Consider the following 18,458-nt stretch of genomic DNA (forward strand, 5'->3'; position numbering starts at 1 on the left):
TATTATTATACAATATTATTCTTTCGTCTGATCCATTCAACCGAGACATCCATTGCTGCCCTGCATGCTTTTGTCTGATCCAGTGCATTCAACATGACAAAATCATGAATAATTCCACGGAATCTTAGAGCTGTTACAGGGACGCCTGCTCTTCTTAATCTGTCTGCAAAGGCTTCTCCCTCATCGCGCAATACATCTGCTTCTCCATTCAGAATCATTGTTTCCGGAATGTGCTTTAGCTGCTCCATGCTGGCGCATAAAGGTGATGCAGTGATCTCTCGTCCTTCTTTTACAAAGGACAGATACTGATTCCAGAACCATATCATTCCATCCCGATACAGATAATAGTTCTCGGCAAAGATACAGTAAGATCCTGTATTGAAACAGGCATTGGTAACCGGATAGTATAAGAGTTGCTTGCTTATCCTTGGGCCTTGCCTACATATGGCAAGCAAACATACTGCAATTGCCAGATTCCCTCCCACACTGTCTCCTGCTATTGTCAGTGTATCTTTTATCATCTTGTAATTAAGTTCGTTCAGCAATTCCGATAACTGGCATAAAATATTGTAACACTGTTCAAGAGCGGTTGGATATCTTGCTTCCGGTGCCCGGCTGTATTCCGGGAATACAACCACGCATCCAGTCCGCGAAGCGAGTTCCCTAACTAATTTCTCATGGGTATGGAAACTACCGAATACCCACCCTGCTCCATGCAGATACAAGATAACATTCGTATACTCTTCGTATTGGTCCGGCTGTACCATATATACCGGAATCGTTCCCCAGATTCCGGTACTTACCATCCGTCTTTCTATCCTTGCTGAATATAATGTGATCGGCGTATCCTGTATTCTTTCCAGTACTTCCCGTCCTTCTCTGGGAGGCAATTGATAGATTCTTGGGCAATTGGCGCTTTCGTTACAGACGACTTCTGCTTCTTGCTCCAGTAGTACTGCTCGTTTTATCTTCATCCAGAATCCTCCTTATCATGAGATTCATTCTCTATATATTATTCATGAAAATGGATTCTGTACGATAAGGATAGACTTAAAACTCGTTTGCCTTATCGCATTTTACCGATATAAAAAGGATTGCCACATTCAGTAAATTCGAATGAAACAATCCTTTTATTCATGTAAATCACCTACCAGTGCAGCATACTAAAATGTGTTTCCCAACCGATACGCTTCTTCTGCATACGGCGTATTTTCGAGGCTTTCTGCTGTTCCGCATCCAAATGCCAGCACTTTCCCGCAATCTTCCCAATGCAGATAACGGCACATAGTCTCATAATTGGCAACGATACCATCCATTGCCCAATCATCACAATCTGCACCCGCAGACACTAAAACCGCTTTTTTCGGTATGGAACGAAGTTCTCCGTTGATACTGTAGAATCTATCGATTACCGCTTTTAACTGTGCGGTAAATCCGAAATAGTATAAAGGAGAGACGAATATGACAGCATCCGCTTCTAATATCTTCGGTTTCAGAAATTCCATATCGTCTTTTAGCACACATGTCTTCTTTGCGCTTTGACAGGCATTACAGCCCATACATGGTGCAACTTTCAACCTTGGAATATGTACTTTATCCACGCTGTGTCCTGCTGCTCCTGCACCTTCACAGGAACTTTCTGCCAATGTGGCTGTCGTCCCGTTCTTATGCGGGCTTCCCAATAATACAAGTATTTTCATAACACACCTCTTTATCTATTATTTTTTCAACATATTAACAAGTGCATCTCCCGTCACTCGATAAGACGTGCATTCGTCTAGCGGCGTTGCTCCCATCGAAAGATAAAAGTTAATGCTCGACTGATTCCAGTTAAGGTAGCACCATTCTAACCTCTGGCAGCCTCTTTCCAACGCAATCTTTGCCATCTGCTGAAGCAGAACCTTGCCATAACCTTTGCCCCTATATATGGGATCAATATATAAGTCATCAATATAGATTCCTCCATGTCCCAGGTACGCCGGAAAAGTCTGATAAAAGAAGGAAAAACCAACTTCTTTTCCATCAGCCATGGCAAACAAAACTTCCGCCCTCTGTTTATCAAATATCCATTCTTCCAGTAATTCTTTTGTCGCGGCTACAGCATCCGGCACCTTCTCATAAGAAGCCAGTTTGTGAATGAAATCTAGTATCAACGGCACATCCTCTTTCACCGCATAGCGGAATGTTAGTTCAGTCTCTTTCATGATATTATATTCCTCCTCAAACTATTTCTTTAATCGACCTTGCCTATTCGGGGATAATATTGAAAGACTGCTTTCCCTATAATCTCCTCGCTGCTTACAAAATGATTCTCCCAGTACCTTGAATCTAGTGAATTATTCCGATTATCCCCCATAACAAAGTAAGAATCTTTCGGCACATTATAAGGACCAAAACTTCCCTGTGGACGTTCCTTTATGTAATCCTCATCTCCCGCCAGCAAAATACCATTCACATATACATCTCCATCTATAATCTGTATCTGCTCCCCCGGATGGATGGTATCCTCATATTCTTCCAGTTGTTTTGTTGGTCTGTGTGTGATTTTTCATTCTTGTCCAATGGCCTAAGTCCTCCTTAAGTAGATGCTGAAGTTGCGGCTGCAATATATTAATCCTGGTACCAGTATAACCCATTCTCCCCATCTTGTATAGAAGCATCTGCCGGAACGTCTTTCAATACATAATATACATTCATATAATCAGGAGCGGGTGATATCAGTCCCATGACTGCCATAATCCACATAATCGTATTCAAGGTAGTCCATCTTGCAGGGAATATGAGAAATATTGCCAATGGTATCATCCCTAATATGACTGGCAGCAGACTCATCAGGATAAAACGGTTTCTTCTAAGTGGTGCGGCACATTTCATATAGAATATCAAGCCTTTCGGTATGAAACCAATATATGCAGCCTGATCTTTCGGATAAGGCAATGCATGCAGGAATTCATGGATAAAGGTGCAGAGGAATCCCAGGATAATTCCTAACGGGATGATAAACTTATTGAACGGGAAATACGAATTCATATATGTCTTCCATATCATCGCAAGAAAACACAGAAGCGCAAATGGAATTGCAAAAAGTAGAGAACTTATCATAAAATTATCAGGAATGTCCAGTCTCTTACTGTCTTTTGGCAGCGGATTTACAATGTCGAATATCGGATCATCCGACCGGGTAATCCCCTTGAAAACAATATATGGCATGATGAACCTCCCCAAACATTCCTGATCTTGTCATCTGATTAATATTACCAGTCCTCTTTTTAATTATGTAATCTTCATTTTATAAAAACTGGCTGAACTCTACACGTTCCTTGTTCGGTCCTTCAATGGTGAAGAATCTTACTCCATTGTCCCAGAACGGGAGAAAATGTATCTCATCCTGCAGCGTGTTCAATCCCATTGCACAGACCTTTTCATAGACTTTTTCTACATCCGTTACATCAATTGCAACGTGATCAATTGCGCCATATTCCATCTTTGCACATTTATTCTCATAGGTTTCAATGACCAGATTATGAAGTTTTAAAAAGGCGACTTTTTCATTTGCCTCTTCATTGACCGTCTCATAAGCGGTCTCAAATCCTATTGCGTGGTAGAACTCAATTGTGGCTGCAATGTCGTTGGTTGGGATTCCAATGTGCTGGATACCGATTGCTAATTCTTTCATTTTTTGCCTCCTTATATTACGGTTTTAATCTAGGGATATTTTACCATAGCAATGGATGGCTGACAATTGATAATCATATTCCTCATACACCTTTTAATCTTTTATAATAATTCCAAGCCTTTTCGAAAACGGCTGATATAACTGTCTCTGAAGTTACACCCGGATATATCACAGGACTGAAATATAGCATCTGTGAATTCTGCCCGTTCAAAAGAACAATTCCAAAAACGGCAGTTCACGAATTTTACGCCTGAGAAGATGACGTGTGAGAAATCCTCCTCTTCACATATCAGATTATAGAATATCTTTCCCTGAATCTGTTGGTAATAGTGGTGTTAGTAGTTTCATATGGTTTTATTCATCCTATATGTTTGTAATCTATTACAATTGCTGCATCTTGGATGTTAACTTCTCTCTAAGATACTGAATTACTTCCTCTATCTCTTCTTCCGTATAAGCATACTTCATACAAGACTCTATCATATGCGCGCTTGATTCAATATTCTCCTTAATAATCTCCGGCGGCAGTTCCACCCCACCAGCCAGCGTCTGATTCACCCAATTATCGATCCACGCTCTGATTCCCTGCATTCCAACTTCGCCGCAGGCACTTGCTTCTTCCACAGGTGTACACACAATCCCTGCCTTCGCAAGATTCTTCTCTTCTATTTTCACTCTCCGCAGGAAATCTTCATAATCTTTCTCGCTGCTCCATGCATTCTCTGCAAGTGCCTGAAGTCGTGGGAAGATATGGTTTTCCAGACTTTCTTCTGTCTCAATGTACTCTGTCCATACCGGTGCTTCAAGCCCAAGGATCTGATTGGCTGGAATATCCGCGTGTCCCTGAATATTCGGTTCAAAAGAATAGATTCCTTTCAAGGTAACCATACAATGTGGATAATCCATATAACATGCATCAGAATTCGAGAAGATAAACTTCTGTCCTTTCTGGACTTCTGCATATGAATATCCTTGTCCTGGCTCATTCCAATATTGTGCAATCATCCTTTCCGCCTTGCCAGATGCCAGAATATCATTCCATCCGATTGCTGTCTTTCCCTTTTTCTCCAGATAATCCGCCAGTTTCTTGGTAAAGTAAGCCTGAAGTTCTTCTTCGCCCTCCAGTTGTTCGCGGCGGATCAGATCCTGGCAGTACTCACAGGTCTTCCATTCCGTCTTCGGTGCTTCATCCCCTCCGATGTGGAAATATCTTCCCGGGAATAAAGGCAAAGTCTCATCCAGCAATTCATAGATAAACTGCATCGTCTTCTCATTTCCTGCACATAGAATCTGGGTATAGATGCCGCCTTTATTCTTTACCTCTGTTACTTTGCCTGAACAGGAAAGTTCCGGATAAGCAGCGATGATTGCGGAAGTGTGTCCTGGCATATCAATTTCAGGGATCGTCTCGATCTGTCTTTCTGTCGCATAACGAACGATGTCCTTAATTTCTTCCTGTGTGTAGAAGCCTCTGGTAATTGTGCCATCCTCTTCTCTTCGCATAGAGCCTGTCTGATTCAGTTCGGGGAATTTTTTGCTCTCGATTCGGAATCCCTGGTCGTCACTAAGATGCCAGTGGAATTTATTTAATTTGTATTTTGCACACTGGTTAATGATCTTTTTCATCTCTTCCACGGAGAAGAAATGACGGCTTACATCTATCATGAATCCTCTGTATCCATATCTTGGCACATCTTCAATTGTTCCACAACTTAAGTGACCGTTTTCCTCTTCGATGATAGCGGTTAATGTCTGCATGCCGTAGTATTTTCCGGCTTCGGTACTTGACTTTATCACCAGTTTATTCGGATGAATCTCTAATATATATCCTTCATCAGCAATGCTGTCTTCTCTTTTGAATTCTAAGTAAATACCTGTCTCTTCCTCTCTAACCGGCTCTATATCGAATTGATTCGCGAAACTGCACTCACCTTTATACCTGATAGGAAACTGCACCTCACATCCATCTTTCGTTTTAGTCATTTTTCCATTAATTCTTGGAATCAAATTCATTTTATCCATTGTCTCATCTCTCCTTTTTAATGTTAGACAACCGCTTCTATAATGTATCACATATTATACCCGAAACTTTATCTATTGTACAGAAAAAGCATAACAGCACACCACTGACATGCCACAAATTCAAAAATACCGTCTGCCGTCTTCAACCATCGTCTTCAGGCGCTCATATTCTCTCTCTAACATGCTTATCCCCAGGTCTGTAATAATATAAGACTTCCTTCGTCCTTCCTCGGCTGTCCGACGGATCACCTTATTTTCCTCGAACTTAGACAGCATGGCGTATAGTGTCCCCGGTCCTACCTTGATGCGTCCTGCAGAGATCTTTGCCACCTTTTCCATAATATCTACCCCACAGCATTCTTCAGTCAAAGCCAGCAGGATATAGTACATAGGTTCCGTTAATGTCTGAAATTGCTCTCGCGCCATATCCATTCACCTCTCTTTCCATACCATTTGCAGAAAGATATAGCGTATATCTTTATTTATTCCAAATTCAATTTCTCACAGATAATACGAATCTGCGCTTCATCCAGTTTTTTGCCTGATTGTAATACGAGTACAGAATTTTCATAAAGAATGCTGTATCTGACACCAGAATAAGACTCCTCTGTTGATTGGCACACCGAAACTGCATTCCATTCATCTACATTTGCCTTATCTATCGTCAATTCTTTCGCTTTTTCACGCCAAATTTTCTTCAATATCCAAGGATATTTTGTCTGATAGATTTCATATCTGACAAAATCTCTTGACGAATCTTCTGGAGTTACAGCCTCTTCTTGTATATATTCGGCAAAATAATATAAATACTTCCCTAATATTCCATCCAGTCTTCCGATATCTGCGTAATCAGGTTCTCCTGTTGACTCTGTATAATCAGATAGTTTCAATGGAACATTCTGCTCCCAATCTTGATCTTCGCCTAAATCATCTATCATCACAAAGAAAATAGCAAACATAATCATTACAATAAAGCCAATACCTATCTGAAGCAGCCAGTTCTCACTTCTTGAAGGACGCAGGATTGGAATTACTACATAATACATTAACAAAACGAATCCTACTATTACAACCCATGGCATCATGATACTTTGAAATCCTTCATGATATACCAGATATATCATCCGCACATAGCCTATTGAAAGAAGCAATATATACAATAACCTCCAATACAATATTCCGCTTTTTCTTATTCCATATCTTGGAACTACACCAGAATGAAGTTGCCATTTTGACTTTACAGACCAGGCTAGGATTCTCAGGCAGTTTATGCCCGCATTCAAAACAGCCAGTAACATCATAAGCAAGATAACCAACATGATATCGTTAAAAATCAAAGATGCAAAATCAGACACAAAAAACTTATACAAATAAGGCACTGGAATCAAAAGTGTTCCACACAGATTACTAAGCCCTCTGTGCCACTCCGCTTCTTTGATATTCAGAAAACGCTCCTCTGAAGTTACAATTGGTACAGCGTCTTCTCTTTCTCGACGGAAGATACAAAACTTTCTATGACTGTCAATGAACTTCCAGCCGGCCGCCTCACAATATTCTGCATATTCTTTGGCATCAGATTCAGGTCTTGTATCCATCTCTGCTCCTTTTGGAAATACTTCTACGCTATAATGAATTGATTCGGGGATTCCTTTTTCAAAGACCAGCCCCATCTTCCATTCTTTGAAATGCCAGCCATTTTCGGATTGCTGGGTTAAATATTCTGCGAATGTATCACATTCTCGGTATTTGAAGTACTTGAATTCTCTTTTTCTATCTTTCATAGAAGTCAGCCTCCTTCTTGAGTTCATGTATTATCGAGTATCGATATTTCTATCTTTATTATATTATCGACACTCGATATTGTCAATTATATAAGAATAATTTAATGATAGTATTAGAATAATTTGTATCCTCATTTTCTGTTCAAAAAAAAGAAGCATCCCTTAAGAATACTTCCCCATACCGTTCCTATATCATATATTTAATTCCTTTATTGACTTGCATCAATTCTCGAATCAATTCGCCATTGTCCTCCACCGACACGAACACGAGGCTCATCCTGCGCGCTTCAATCCCGACTCTGTCAGAAGACGCCGCAAAAGATGCCGCATAGCCCTTAGTCTTCCGCACAGCAACAATATCCCGTGTAGGAATTGTCTTTTTCAAAAGTCCAAACTGCACGACGATCTGTTTCTTATCAACAATGACTTCATTCCTGAATAAAACCGGAACAAAATACAGATCCACAACAATCAGTCCTATGATATAGATCCATATCCTGGACAAATCAACATATACGATTGTTCCAAAAGTTAACCCATTCAAAAGCGCAGTAACCACATACCACCATTTATCTATTTTTCCTTTAAATGTCATAAAATTCATTATCCTCCTCTATATAGTTTCCTCCATCCATATTCTCCCGTACAAACGGTACTCCCGCTCTCCGGTAAAATACATTATGATGGATATACGCATCCGGGTTCATGGAAGGGCTGATCGTCCCGCCAAGATCGTCATAACTGACATTATGGCGAAACGTATTATGTACCGCTTCCTCCAGGCAGAACATCACGCATCCACCTTCATTCATCCGGCTATAATTATACTGGTATAGCGTCCCGTCTCCGGAATCCGCATCCCATGCCATTCCATCCTGATTAAGCCTGGTATCCACCGCCTCATTATACTGAAGCAGTGCATCCTTGCATTTCCACGGCCAGATAGCCGCCGCCACTTTTCCCATCCGATTCTCGGGGAAACGGTAAATCCTGTCATTCATCTCTCCTGCAGAAGAATCTGCCGTATTATGTTCTATCACCGGACGCAACGCATACATAACCGTAATACTGTCACCGCCAGCTTCCTTCACATAATTGTCCGCAATTCGAATGTCCCTATGCCCATAGATATGATACAAATCCTCCGGCAGTTCTACTGACATGAACTCCCTGCACTTATAAGTATATCCCACCGCAATTCCCCAGCGGCTGACTCTCTTAACAAAGCATCCCGTCACACTTGCACCTTCATACCGGGCAACGCCTGTCTTCTCCTCATCATCCGGTTTCAGACAGGTAAAATAGATTCCGCCGTTATTCATATGCTTGTCATAGACATTGCCATTGACATCCCGTATCACAAGATTCTTAAGGTGAATCTCCCGTAAAGTGCCACCATTTTTTGCAACAATGGCTACCCCTGTACGGTTCATCTTATGGGATGCTGAATACTCCTCCCCTATCATATTTCCTCGATTGGTAATTACCAGATCCTGAATCGTTATATAAGCAGCATCATAAAGCAGTACCGTAGATGATACATATCCTTCCTTTGTATGGGTAGGCGCATCCAGTTCTGTTCCATAATCCTGGTACCAGATTCCTTGACCTTCTCCATGAATAACCGGAGAGTCTCCATCCCCATATGCACCTATCACAATTGGCTCGTCTTTCGTTCCCTGTGCAGAAAGATGCAGATATTGACCGAGAAACACTGATCCGCGTTCCAGAAGCACCTTATCTCCCGGCTGCAGGGATATATTTCTGACTGTTGCAAGAGTCTGCAAAGGGCAGTCTCTGGTTCCATCATTCCTATCATTTCCATTTAATGAACTAACGTAATATGTCCTGGACAATTTTTTCATACTCCTTTTCTTTCAGTCTCTTTTCAATAATCATGCGAACTTCTTCATATCCAAAAGAATCCCCAAAATACCGGGTAAAAAGATCACGATTCTCGTCATAGAATGTTCTTTTCTCTTCTTCTGTAATCTGACACAGTGGATATGGTCCAATATTTTTTCCCTGGTATGTCGTAAAATCCAGTTTAAATCGGGTCAATTCATATTGGAGATACATTACAGGTGTATAATAGCGGACTCCATATACGATCTTGCCTTCAGCCAAATCCTTTTTTATTGTTTCGTTCTTTTGTACCCTTCGCTCTTCCACAGCGGAAAATTCTGTGCTGGAAATTATGTTCATCCATACAGCAATCTGAAGTTCTGCCTGGGCTTTCCTTAACTCCTGTTCAGAATCCAAACTATACTTTTCTATATAAACTTGATTAGTTTCCATCGGCATAATCTATATCCCCCATTTTCTAATCTCTTCAAAATCTCCATGAAATACTTAATATCCTTTTTCTTTCAGTTGATGTACCATGTCTCCTGTTGTTGTAACAAAGACTTAGATTCATTTAACTTCTGCTTCATACTGCTATTATATCCGTAATCTTTTCAATAAACAATCTTAACTTCAGCATCTCCAAAAAGATTAATGGCTGAGGTTACGTCTGTTGTTTAAAAAGATGCCATAATTGCCAATCAACAAGCAATTATGACATCTTTTATGTACGATATCCTAAAAATCCAAATTCAATTACATCTTCGCCGCTTTGCCAAGTGCATCTGCAGCAACAATCGCAGCATACAATTGATCCGGCGTCACATCTGCGACCATATTATGAATAGATTCACCTTCTACACAAGATTTCTCTGCGATAACCTTAATCTCTTCATCTGTAGTCACACCAATCTCTTCCAGTGTCACCGGCAGACCAACTTCCATACAGAAATCCTGTACTTCCTTAAATTCTTCCTTGGAAACTCCTTCTAATACGAGTTGTACCAAAGTACCGAATGCAACACAGTTACCATGCGGAGCACTATGTCCTCCTAAAGCAGTCAAACCATTATAGAAAGAATGTGCTACTGCAAGCCCGCCATTGTCTGCACCCACTCCTGATAAGTACACATTCGCCTCAATAATCGCATCTAAAGCAGGGGTCACTACATTATGTTCGCATGCATGTTTTGCCGCTGCACCATATTCCTTTAAGGTCTCATAACAGAGTCTGCACAGTGCCATGGCTGATCTTGTGATACCGCCGAATTCCAGGCTCGGTGCATCCGTTCTTTCGCATGCCCTTGCTTCAAAATACGTTCCAAGCGCATCTCCCATACCTGCTACTAAGAATTTCACGGGTGCTTTTGCTATAATATCACTGTCCACGATGACTGCTTCTGGATTCTTTGGATAGAACAGATAATTGTTAAATGTCTCATCATCATTATAGATAACGGAAAGTCCTGTACACGGCGCATCTGTTGCAACGACTGTCGGAATAATTACAACCGGAAGTTTCTCATAATAAGCGGTTGCCTTAGCCGTATCAATTGCAGAACCGCCTCCGACACCAACGACAACATTCAGTCCGTTTTCTCTTACGATTTTTCTCATCTTCTCAATCTCGCCGGTACTGGAGATTCCACCGAACACTTCATAGAGACGGACATCCTCTGTCCCTTCAAAACTCATCTCAATCTTATCATGACACATCTTATGTCCACTTCTGGAACAGATGAACAGCCACTTATCGCCTAATTCCTTCATCTCTTCGTGGAATTTCAAAAGAGAATCCTTTCCTTGAACATATTTCTGTGGTGCACGCATCATTCTAAGCCTTGCCATAATTGATTCCTCCATTCGCAGTGTTAATTATTTGACAATCTCATTATAATACTTGCAAGTTGTAATTCAAGATGAATACTTCATAAAAATGCAGGAATTTCGACAGGGCTTTTTGTTATTTTTTTAATCTGCTCACCTCATTTAGATATGGTTCTTCATGATTGAAAGCATCTTTTTCATCATGGATTCCTCCCTGTTATTACACGCTGCAAAAGGAGCTGCTACTAAGTAACAACCCCTTTCTAACATGCTAATCGTTGTTTAGCAATATTCTGCTAACATGTGTTCTAATTGTCTTCTGCAAATGAAATGGAATATACGAAAGTATCTGGTGAATAATAATCCACTGCTTCTCCATCTACTTCAGCGTATGGATATCCAAAATTATTCAACGCTTCTGCGCTCTGTTCAGGAGATAATGTAATATCACGACCTCTTGAAAGTTCTACTCTTTTCTCGTCACAATTGCCCCAATAGTATTCCTGCATCTCTTTGGCTTCATCAGATTCCTTATCCCACTCATTCTTTAATACCGCTTTCAGAACATCCGCAGGATCTGCTGCAACCCATCCGGTGCCAGGCAGATAGAATTCTGCCCAACAATGCTGATTCCCTGTAATATCAGCATCATTGATACGCACGCCGAACATCTCGCGAGCAGGGATACCAGTTGAACGGCATAATCCAACAAAAACAGAATTAATGTCAGTACATTTTCCGCCCTTTGTTTCCAGTAACACGCATACATCGCCTTTACCACATCCTACCACACTTTCGTCACGGTTCATATTCGCGATAATCCAATCATAGATTGCTCTGGCTTTGCCAAGATAAGTTGTCTCATCTTTCGTGATCTCATCTGCCAGTTCTTTGACTTCTCCATCTACCGGAATTGTGCTGGAAGCTTTAAGATACTCATCCAAATCAGCGTCTACGGTGCCCTCTTCCACTAACTCAGGACGTAAGATCTCTGGTCTTACCACATGGAAAGACAGGCTTGCTGTACGGCTTTCCGGCTCTGCATCAGCGTCCCATTCCACATACAGCATCTGATTGCCAAGGGCATCCTCATTAATCTCTGCATCCACGCCATTTGCATCAAATTCTACATCTTCAATTGTCTGATAGTCATTCGTCTGAGCGACTGGTACCCACACGCGTACTGTCTTGCCCTTCTCATACTGGGACATATCGATGTTGAAAGTAACGGTTCCGCTCTGGATAGCGCCTTTGGCTGTCTCCTCCTCCGGCTCTGGCGTCTCCTCAGAGGCATCGTCAGCTGTTTTGGAGGAATCACTGTCGTCTGAATCGCTGCTTGAGTTGTTGCCACAGCCAACAACTAAGGTCGTGATCATCCCAATGCATAATAACGCTGCAATTATTCTTTTTTTCATAACTAGTCTCCTTTCGGCATATAATATCTATTATTTTCAAAGCATATCATTTTTTCCAATTTAAAAAAGTGATAATGTTACATTTATTGCAACCTATCACTTTTTTACCTCGCAAACATTCAGATCATTTTAAATAGTCTATCTTTGTCCAAAATCTCAATCTTCCCATATCCGCTTTTGATAATCTGGTCTTTTGCCATTTGCTTCAAAACCTTTGTTACAATCTCTCGTACACTTCCAATATCTCTGGCAATATTATCATGCGTTACAGAGATTACAGTTGATTTTTGACGCAACATTCCATCCCAGAGATATTGTGCAATTCTCTGATCTATCTTTTTAAACAGTATCTGCTGTATGATCCACATAACATCTGAGAATCGCTCCGCAGTCTTCTTATATATGAAATTCTCCAGCAAAAGATTCTCTTGCATAATCTGTTTCAAATCTGCTGCAGGAATCGTCACAGATTCTGTATCTTCCGTTGCCTCAATTAAAACATCAAAATCAATCTCTTGTATCAGGCAGGCAGCTGAAAACACACAGATATCTCCAGGGAACAGACGGTATAATGTTACATCACGCCCTTCATCAGAAATAATATATACCCGTAAACATCCTTTCCGAATGATCATCAGTCCTTTACAGCCATCAGAATACCGATAGATCTGGCGGTCCTTGCTAATTAATTCCATCCTCCATCCATCAGAAATCCGTTTTTTCTGATTGTCAGTTAGAGACTCCCAGAAAGGAAACACGGAAGCAAAATCAACGGCTATCTTGTCTTTTTGCCAGACATTGATCTGACCGCTTATGATATCTTTGCGTAGCTTCAGTATATTATTTTCAATCTCTTTAATTATGTTTTTGAATTCTTCATCGGATTTATTGCAAGGATCTGAAATCCCCCATTCAAATTCAATCTCGCACGGAATATGTACACATTCCACGTTGCATCCCATGTATACAATAATATCAACTTTTGGTAATGCGGATATCGGCTTAGGTCTTTGTCCTTTTTCTATCAGATCTATTCCATGTGTTATTTTCATCATCCGAAGCGCACAATCCTTTATATTTTCACTTTCTTCTATACCTGCCGAATAACATTCCATGACATCTGATGCAAACATCTTCCCAAGCGCCTCTGCGATCTGACTTCGGCATGTGTTCTTTCTACAGAGAAAAGCAACTCTCCACTTCTTATCCAAAGTTTTTCTCCTAACATTCTTATGTTCTTGCTCACAATTATACTACCAACACTCAGGAAATATAAAGAATTGTTCTGTAATCATTCATTGAAAATGATAATATCTGATACGATATAGTTGGTTTTTAAATAGAAGTTCATCTTACTCGTTATTTTAGTATCCTTTCTCTTTCAATTGATGTACCAGCGTTACAAAATATTCCCGCACATCAAAATCCTGAATATTTTCTCTGTTCAGGTCAATCATATCTCCATGAGAAATCCCTCTGTCCCCTGTTGTTGTAAGAAAGGTATAATCCGCTCCCCACGGAAACGAAGTCTCTGCCACAAGCCCATCATTTGGCCCGTCAAAATATTCTACCAGATAATGCGAAAAATTCAAAGGGAATCTTTCAAAACGCCATTCCGCAGATGCCAGGTGAATGATCTTAATAAGGACAGCCAAATGCACGACCGGAATCCATCCACAGACGATTCCAATTACTCTCCACTTAATTCCAATCTGAGAAGAAGTGAAGTAGACACGGATAATGCCGCTCCAAACCAATTGTATCTAAATCTAATCCTGGTTTTATTTCATTTAACCTTGAGGCAATTTTTTTCATATTGTGTTTTCTCAACAAATCAGACACATCTTCATCAACCCAAATTTTATCCAGATATCCTTTCAGGAACTTTTCTGCAACCTGCTGGCATTGTACTGCAAGTTGATTATAAAATGTACTTTTTATCTTCAGTATGGATTCCAGATACTGTAAATCATTTTCCGCAATATCTAAATATGTATTTTTTATCATCTAATCACCTCCAAAATTACTTTTTTATCACGATTGACTACATTTTCAAAAACATTCTTCGTTTTTTCAGATTCTTCATTTTGGAAGACAATATCCGTTCGAATTCCTTTGATTGGTTCATCCAATGTCCAACGAATGTCTGCCGCAAGTACCCTGTCATTTATCTTATGTGCCGTAAGTAGCAAAAGATCAACATCGCTGCTGCTTCGCACCTCTCCACGCGCACAACTCCCGAAAAGATATATTTTTTTCAGATCAGGAATATCAGCATTCAATATATATTGTACATCGTGTTCAATTTTTTCAACAAATCTGCATGGCAGATTTTCATAATTCTCTTTATATATTTTTATATTTTCCTGCAAAACAAATCCCTCATAATTTATTTGAATTTCTTAATGATATTATATCCATAAATCACACTTGAAACAATCACATTCTCAAAACTGAGATTTTATGATTTGTTATTCTAAGTTTGATCTAAAACCTCATTTACTTATGATATGGTTCTCCATAACAGATATAAGTGAGGTTTTATTATCTATCATTTTCCACTTCATCAAATAGATGTGGCTCATTTTCAATCAAATCTTGTACAAGATATTTATAGTCCATATTTTCTATACCATATTTCCCTTGTTCAATTTGCTCTGCCAATCTGCTATGATAATAGATATCCATTGCCTGCCGCAATTTTATCCCTTTTATCTCTGCTAAATACTGAATCATTGATTCTTCCAGATTTTGTTTGTAGAAAATGTCCAAGTTCTTCTTGTTTGTCATAACTTATTCCACCTTATATGATTTCTGATATATCAATTTCTCATCTAAAACATTTTGATTTACAATGCATATCTGATTATTCATCTTATAATAGCGCAACTCCTGTAAAGCCTTTTCTTTATCCCACAACCCTCGAAAATACATATCAACCGTTTTAAACACATCGTCATTCGCAACTGCACCGATTATGATATCATATGTTTGATATATCGTTTCACCTCTGCGGCATGCACATACAAAATCTAACCACTTTTCATTTTCTTCATTAAATCGCAAAACTCTATATTCTCCCAAATCATCAGATAATTCATAGACATTTACAATTGCATCTGATTGCTGTCGAAGTCCTTTTCGCAAAGCCCATTTTTCTGCTTGCTTTTGATATGATGTAAGATAAAAGCCCTTCCCGAAATCTAAAAAATTTTTAGAAAATGACACATTCGGATGATTTATTCTTTTAGTAGTTCCATGATATAAAATCATACAGCAACTCCCTTTTCCTTTACAAATTCAGTTATGTCTTCCACTAAATATTCTGTGCCCAAAGTATGCAATGTATCATAGCATACAAATATATAATCGTCTAAAATGCGTGTTCGATTTAAGATATTATACACTTGAGATGGCGTTTTTTCCCATTTCTCTGCCAGATTGTAAATAAGAAAAACACTAAATTTCAACTCTTTTTTTGTACACATAAATTATCAATCCTTTTAGATTATCTTTATAAACATTATAATATAATTCCTATATTCAAAATTATTAATTTTCTAAATCTATTAAAACAAAATTGTTGCGAAATATTATCTCCTATAATTCAACCACTTTACCAGATTCAAAGTAATATATATTTTCTCGCTTATACCCATACTTTGAACCGGTAGTACTTATATGAGGTTCAAATGTAAAAAATGCGACCTCTCCCAAATGGGTCTTATTCCCCTTTTCAATATAAATTCTATCATCTTTTTTCTTTACTATTGAATGTCCCAGATTCCCCATAAAGTCAAGATTCATATAGCCATTATTCTCGATAACCCGATTCATATAATAATACAACTCTTCAAATGTTGTCTGTGCTGTTACAAATCTACACATTTCTTCGTGAAGAATTTTTTCGGTTAGTATTCCTCTTTTCCATTCATCGTTTGCTATATTTTCATTTTCTACCACTTTTCCGTTTTCAACAACAAGAGTTCTTGCATAATCTCCCCATATATCAACGTTCTGTGGGCTTAAATCTATAGTAATAATATCATTATTTCCAATAACTCTGTCACTGGTTTTGTATTGTGTGCCGGAAATTGAAACATTAGTTTCATCTCCTGCAAATACAAAAGCACCTATATCCCAATACCAAAAGGAATCCGCTCCAAGTTCCAGCATTTTACGCTCACACATTTCTCTTATCTCAAGAAGCGACATCCCTGAGTGAATATGATTCCTTGCAAATTTAATAGTATCTTTTGCTATTTTCTGTACTTCTTGATATTGCATATATAACCTCCGCATACACTCAATTTTTTGACTTACCGTAAGTAATTATACCATAGTTATACCTTTGCATCATATTCTTAATAATAAAAAACCTCATTTATTTGTGATATGGTTCTCCATAACATATGCAAATGAGGTTTACAAATTCGAAATTAAACTTAATATTATTACCTAGTTTTCTCCATAAAATCCTTTTTCACTTAAACTCGACCATTTCAAATACATCTCTTTATAATTTTCCTTTATAAAAGATTGAATAATTCTAACTTCACGATCATTTAAAATTCCTTTATTTTGGAGAACGGAATCTCCATCATTTTTCACAAAGAATTTTGCCGATCCTGCTTCTGTTAATTTCCGATCACTCGCATGAACATGCATACATTCGATGATACAATGAGAGGTGAAATATAAATAGTAACCGCACACTTTAAATTCATAATACTTCGGCATCCTGCACCTCCATATATTTTAACCCACGTTGAAAGTAATCCTGCACGATACTCAATTCAATATCATCCATACTTGTTTCCAAAATTTCTCCGGAATAAGAAAGAAAAGAGGCCTTGTTCGGATTATTTAAATTTAATACTGACACACCATTTTCTTTGCGTTTAAATGCATATCCATTTATAATTACATCCGCATCATCTGCGATATTTAAAATGTTAATCATATTGTATACTCACTCCTTCTATTGAATGTAAAAAACTTTCCGTATCGAAATATAAGTTTTGAAGAATTGGAATAAGATCAATATATTCTTCTATATCATCTTCGTTATTACTATATTTTGCCATCACGACCAAGTATCCATTATCCCATTCTTTCACTTTCGTATATCTTTCTAAACGTGGAGATGTTCGGAATCTAATCACATGATTATCATATGTGAAACTCGTGAAATCTCCTTTATTACTTAAGACTGCTTGATTCCTCTTCATTTTAAATTCATCTCCTTTACAAATTTGAGATAAAACTTAAAAGCCATCAATATTATAAACTCTTGCAATTACAAAACATAACTGAAATAAGCTTTATCCGTGTTTCAAATAAAAAATATCTATTTGTGTCTTTCTATTATTATAATTAATTCTTTACTTATTTTCCCCTAAAAAATTATTATAATTTAAATCGAAAACGGAAACAAAATTCCCTTTTTATTATTTTATCATACTCTTCAATTTTTTGACTACCGCAAGTCAAGAAACATCAATCCCATTTTCTTTTGCATATTCAATTAGTTCTTCCATAATCTTACTGCCAATACCACAATTCCAATAATTTTTCCGTACACTAATTCCCAATTCTGCACGATGACACATTCTTCGCGGTAGTCCAGTCAGACCACCATCTCCAATAATCTCACCATTTTTACAGGCAATCAAATGTACAGATGTTTTGTCATCATGAACATTTTCAAGAAATTTCTCTTCTTGTTCAACTGTGACAGGTAATCCAGTTTCTCCAAATGTAAGATTTTCAGTTTCCCCACCAACAATTTTTAAATATTCTATCATTTTCTCAGCATCTTTGGCTAACGCTTCTCTAATTATAATGCCTTACATAACGTATTCCTCCAAAATACTCCGATTCTATTGATTT

At 38.6% G+C, this 18,458-nt stretch carries 27 protein-coding genes; all 27 read right to left on the bottom strand.

Annotated elements, in window-relative coordinates; all coding sequences use genetic code 11:
- Positions 1 to 5 precede the first annotated feature (5 nt).
- The 27 genes from ACQRBN_RS10690 to ACQRBN_RS10820 all read right to left on the bottom strand — a co-directional run bounded on the left by ACQRBN_RS10690 (position 6) and on the right by ACQRBN_RS10820 (position 18,412).
- Positions 6 to 968 carry an alpha/beta hydrolase gene (locus tag ACQRBN_RS10690; protein ID WP_427739040.1) on the bottom strand — a complete coding sequence of 321 codons (963 nt, stop codon included), beginning with the start codon at positions 966 to 968 and terminating at the stop codon, positions 6 to 8.
- Positions 969 to 1,163: 195 nt separating this feature from the next.
- A complete protein-coding gene (locus tag ACQRBN_RS10695) occupies positions 1,164 to 1,700 on the bottom strand; it encodes a flavodoxin family protein (RefSeq protein WP_427738976.1) in 537 nt (178 codons plus the stop codon).
- Between the two features lie 18 nt (positions 1,701 to 1,718).
- Positions 1,719 to 2,204, bottom strand: coding sequence for an N-acetyltransferase family protein (locus ACQRBN_RS10700; protein WP_427738977.1), 486 nt, complete (start codon positions 2,202 to 2,204; stop codon positions 1,719 to 1,721).
- Positions 2,205 to 2,233: 29 nt separating this feature from the next.
- Positions 2,234 to 2,545 (bottom strand): signal peptidase I, encoded by a 312-nt coding sequence (lepB, locus tag ACQRBN_RS10705; protein WP_427739041.1) that lies wholly within the window; start codon positions 2,543 to 2,545, stop codon positions 2,234 to 2,236.
- A gap of 65 nt (positions 2,546 to 2,610) precedes the next feature.
- Complete coding sequence (locus ACQRBN_RS10710; protein ID WP_427738979.1) at positions 2,611 to 3,210, bottom strand: DUF3267 domain-containing protein; 600 nt, start codon at positions 3,208 to 3,210, stop codon at positions 2,611 to 2,613.
- A 79-nt stretch (positions 3,211 to 3,289) separates the two neighbouring features.
- Complete coding sequence (locus ACQRBN_RS10715; RefSeq protein ID WP_427738981.1) at positions 3,290 to 3,676, bottom strand: VOC family protein; 387 nt, start codon at positions 3,674 to 3,676, stop codon at positions 3,290 to 3,292.
- 101 nt (positions 3,677 to 3,777) lie between these two features.
- Positions 3,778 to 3,993 (bottom strand): pentapeptide repeat-containing protein, encoded by a 216-nt coding sequence (locus ACQRBN_RS10720; protein ID WP_427739043.1) that lies wholly within the window; start codon positions 3,991 to 3,993, stop codon positions 3,778 to 3,780.
- A gap of 64 nt (positions 3,994 to 4,057) precedes the next feature.
- The gene (locus tag ACQRBN_RS10725) at positions 4,058 to 5,698 is read right to left on the bottom strand and encodes a beta-N-acetylhexosaminidase (protein ID WP_427738982.1); all 1,641 of its coding nucleotides are present in this window, start codon (positions 5,696 to 5,698) and stop codon (positions 4,058 to 4,060) included.
- Positions 5,699 to 5,818: 120 nt separating this feature from the next.
- A complete protein-coding gene (locus ACQRBN_RS10730; RefSeq protein ID WP_427738983.1) occupies positions 5,819 to 6,124 on the bottom strand; it encodes a PadR family transcriptional regulator in 306 nt (101 codons plus the stop codon).
- Between the two features lie 56 nt (positions 6,125 to 6,180).
- Positions 6,181 to 7,479, bottom strand: a complete 1,299-nt coding sequence (locus tag ACQRBN_RS10735) for a DUF2812 domain-containing protein (protein ID WP_427738984.1) — start codon at positions 7,477 to 7,479, stop codon at positions 6,181 to 6,183.
- A 187-nt stretch (positions 7,480 to 7,666) separates the two neighbouring features.
- Positions 7,667 to 8,074, bottom strand: a complete 408-nt coding sequence (locus ACQRBN_RS10740; RefSeq protein ID WP_427738985.1) for a PH domain-containing protein — start codon at positions 8,072 to 8,074, stop codon at positions 7,667 to 7,669.
- Positions 8,064 to 9,344 carry a polyhydroxyalkanoate depolymerase gene (locus ACQRBN_RS10745; protein WP_427738986.1) on the bottom strand — a complete coding sequence of 427 codons (1,281 nt, stop codon included), beginning with the start codon at positions 9,342 to 9,344 and terminating at the stop codon, positions 8,064 to 8,066. The genes ACQRBN_RS10740 and ACQRBN_RS10745 overlap by 11 nt, the downstream gene beginning before the upstream one ends.
- Positions 9,313 to 9,783 carry a hypothetical protein gene (locus tag ACQRBN_RS10750; protein ID WP_427738987.1) on the bottom strand — a complete coding sequence of 157 codons (471 nt, stop codon included), beginning with the start codon at positions 9,781 to 9,783 and terminating at the stop codon, positions 9,313 to 9,315. Before ACQRBN_RS10750 ends, ACQRBN_RS10745 begins: the two co-directional genes overlap by 32 nt.
- 297 nt (positions 9,784 to 10,080) lie before the next feature.
- On the bottom strand, positions 10,081 to 11,172 hold the full coding sequence (locus ACQRBN_RS10755) for a glycerol dehydrogenase (RefSeq protein ID WP_427738988.1): 1,092 nt from the start codon (positions 11,170 to 11,172) through the stop codon (positions 10,081 to 10,083).
- Between the two features lie 287 nt (positions 11,173 to 11,459).
- Complete coding sequence (locus ACQRBN_RS10760) at positions 11,460 to 12,566, bottom strand: transglutaminase-like domain-containing protein (RefSeq protein ID WP_427738989.1); 1,107 nt, start codon at positions 12,564 to 12,566, stop codon at positions 11,460 to 11,462.
- 119 nt (positions 12,567 to 12,685) lie between these two features.
- On the bottom strand, positions 12,686 to 13,777 hold the full coding sequence (locus ACQRBN_RS10765) for a helix-turn-helix domain-containing protein (RefSeq protein ID WP_427738990.1): 1,092 nt from the start codon (positions 13,775 to 13,777) through the stop codon (positions 12,686 to 12,688).
- A gap of 153 nt (positions 13,778 to 13,930) precedes the next feature.
- Positions 13,931 to 14,323 carry a hypothetical protein gene (locus tag ACQRBN_RS10770; protein ID WP_427738991.1) on the bottom strand — a complete coding sequence of 131 codons (393 nt, stop codon included), beginning with the start codon at positions 14,321 to 14,323 and terminating at the stop codon, positions 13,931 to 13,933.
- Positions 14,268 to 14,573: a HEPN domain-containing protein gene (locus tag ACQRBN_RS10775; protein ID WP_427738992.1), complete on the bottom strand. Its 306-nt coding sequence runs from the start codon at positions 14,571 to 14,573 to the stop codon at positions 14,268 to 14,270. The genes ACQRBN_RS10770 and ACQRBN_RS10775 overlap by 56 nt, the downstream gene beginning before the upstream one ends.
- Entirely contained in the window at positions 14,570 to 14,938 is a 369-nt protein-coding gene (locus tag ACQRBN_RS10780; protein ID WP_427738993.1) for a nucleotidyltransferase domain-containing protein, read from the bottom strand. Before ACQRBN_RS10780 ends, ACQRBN_RS10775 begins: the two co-directional genes overlap by 4 nt.
- A gap of 172 nt (positions 14,939 to 15,110) precedes the next feature.
- Positions 15,111 to 15,356 carry a hypothetical protein gene (locus tag ACQRBN_RS10785; RefSeq protein ID WP_427738994.1) on the bottom strand — a complete coding sequence of 82 codons (246 nt, stop codon included), beginning with the start codon at positions 15,354 to 15,356 and terminating at the stop codon, positions 15,111 to 15,113.
- A gap of 3 nt (positions 15,357 to 15,359) precedes the next feature.
- The gene (locus ACQRBN_RS10790) at positions 15,360 to 15,839 is read right to left on the bottom strand and encodes a DUF3990 domain-containing protein (RefSeq protein WP_427738995.1); all 480 of its coding nucleotides are present in this window, start codon (positions 15,837 to 15,839) and stop codon (positions 15,360 to 15,362) included.
- On the bottom strand, positions 15,836 to 16,054 hold the full coding sequence (locus ACQRBN_RS10795) for a DUF3791 domain-containing protein (RefSeq protein ID WP_427738996.1): 219 nt from the start codon (positions 16,052 to 16,054) through the stop codon (positions 15,836 to 15,838). Before ACQRBN_RS10795 ends, ACQRBN_RS10790 begins: the two co-directional genes overlap by 4 nt.
- A gap of 112 nt (positions 16,055 to 16,166) precedes the next feature.
- Positions 16,167 to 16,853 (bottom strand): M24 family metallopeptidase, encoded by a 687-nt coding sequence (locus ACQRBN_RS10800; RefSeq protein ID WP_427738997.1) that lies wholly within the window; start codon positions 16,851 to 16,853, stop codon positions 16,167 to 16,169.
- A 171-nt stretch (positions 16,854 to 17,024) separates the two neighbouring features.
- On the bottom strand, positions 17,025 to 17,306 hold the full coding sequence (locus ACQRBN_RS10805; protein ID WP_427738998.1) for a DUF4160 domain-containing protein: 282 nt from the start codon (positions 17,304 to 17,306) through the stop codon (positions 17,025 to 17,027).
- On the bottom strand, positions 17,290 to 17,529 hold the full coding sequence (locus tag ACQRBN_RS10810) for a DUF7723 family protein (RefSeq protein WP_427738999.1): 240 nt from the start codon (positions 17,527 to 17,529) through the stop codon (positions 17,290 to 17,292). Before ACQRBN_RS10810 ends, ACQRBN_RS10805 begins: the two co-directional genes overlap by 17 nt.
- The gene (locus ACQRBN_RS10815; protein ID WP_427739000.1) at positions 17,522 to 17,797 is read right to left on the bottom strand and encodes a DUF7724 family protein; all 276 of its coding nucleotides are present in this window, start codon (positions 17,795 to 17,797) and stop codon (positions 17,522 to 17,524) included. Before ACQRBN_RS10815 ends, ACQRBN_RS10810 begins: the two co-directional genes overlap by 8 nt.
- Before the next feature lie 258 nt (positions 17,798 to 18,055).
- On the bottom strand, positions 18,056 to 18,412 hold the full coding sequence (locus ACQRBN_RS10820) for an N-acetyltransferase family protein (protein ID WP_427739044.1): 357 nt from the start codon (positions 18,410 to 18,412) through the stop codon (positions 18,056 to 18,058).
- Positions 18,413 to 18,458 lie beyond the last annotated feature (46 nt).

Source organism: Bariatricus sp. SGI.154 (assembly GCF_050313795.1).
Classification (GTDB): domain Bacteria; phylum Bacillota; class Clostridia; order Lachnospirales; family Lachnospiraceae; genus CAMBRQ01.

Coding starts and splice junctions, on each gene's coding strand:
- ACQRBN_RS10745 (WP_427738986.1), bottom strand. CDS start 9,344: ATGAAAAAATTGTCCAGGACATATTACGTTAGTTCATTAAATGGAAAT.
- ACQRBN_RS10810 (WP_427738999.1), bottom strand. CDS start 17,529: ATGATTAACATTTTAAATATCGCAGATGATGCGGATGTAATTATAAAT.
- ACQRBN_RS10815 (WP_427739000.1), bottom strand. CDS start 17,797: ATGAAGAGGAATCAAGCAGTCTTAAGTAATAAAGGAGATTTCACGAGT.
- ACQRBN_RS10805 (WP_427738998.1), bottom strand. CDS start 17,306: ATGCCGAAGTATTATGAATTTAAAGTGTGCGGTTACTATTTATATTTC.
- ACQRBN_RS10740 (WP_427738985.1), bottom strand. CDS start 8,074: ATGACATTTAAAGGAAAAATAGATAAATGGTGGTATGTGGTTACTGCG.
- ACQRBN_RS10750 (WP_427738987.1), bottom strand. CDS start 9,783: ATGCCGATGGAAACTAATCAAGTTTATATAGAAAAGTATAGTTTGGAT.
- ACQRBN_RS10760 (WP_427738989.1), bottom strand. CDS start 12,566: ATGAAAAAAAGAATAATTGCAGCGTTATTATGCATTGGGATGATCACG.
- ACQRBN_RS10710 (WP_427738979.1), bottom strand. CDS start 3,210: ATGCCATATATTGTTTTCAAGGGGATTACCCGGTCGGATGATCCGATA.
- ACQRBN_RS10695 (WP_427738976.1), bottom strand. CDS start 1,700: ATGAAAATACTTGTATTATTGGGAAGCCCGCATAAGAACGGGACGACA.
- ACQRBN_RS10730 (WP_427738983.1), bottom strand. CDS start 6,124: ATGGCGCGAGAGCAATTTCAGACATTAACGGAACCTATGTACTATATC.
- ACQRBN_RS10785 (WP_427738994.1), bottom strand. CDS start 15,356: ATGACAAACAAGAAGAACTTGGACATTTTCTACAAACAAAATCTGGAA.
- ACQRBN_RS10800 (WP_427738997.1), bottom strand. CDS start 16,853: ATGCAATATCAAGAAGTACAGAAAATAGCAAAAGATACTATTAAATTT.
- ACQRBN_RS10725 (WP_427738982.1), bottom strand. CDS start 5,698: ATGGATAAAATGAATTTGATTCCAAGAATTAATGGAAAAATGACTAAA.
- ACQRBN_RS10755 (WP_427738988.1), bottom strand. CDS start 11,172: ATGGCAAGGCTTAGAATGATGCGTGCACCACAGAAATATGTTCAAGGA.
- ACQRBN_RS10795 (WP_427738996.1), bottom strand. CDS start 16,054: ATGTGTACAAAAAAAGAGTTGAAATTTAGTGTTTTTCTTATTTACAAT.
- ACQRBN_RS10715 (WP_427738981.1), bottom strand. CDS start 3,676: ATGAAAGAATTAGCAATCGGTATCCAGCACATTGGAATCCCAACCAAC.
- ACQRBN_RS10790 (WP_427738995.1), bottom strand. CDS start 15,839: ATGATTTTATATCATGGAACTACTAAAAGAATAAATCATCCGAATGTG.
- ACQRBN_RS10775 (WP_427738992.1), bottom strand. CDS start 14,573: ATGATAAAAAATACATATTTAGATATTGCGGAAAATGATTTACAGTAT.
- ACQRBN_RS10735 (WP_427738984.1), bottom strand. CDS start 7,479: ATGAAAGATAGAAAAAGAGAATTCAAGTACTTCAAATACCGAGAATGT.
- ACQRBN_RS10700 (WP_427738977.1), bottom strand. CDS start 2,204: ATGAAAGAGACTGAACTAACATTCCGCTATGCGGTGAAAGAGGATGTG.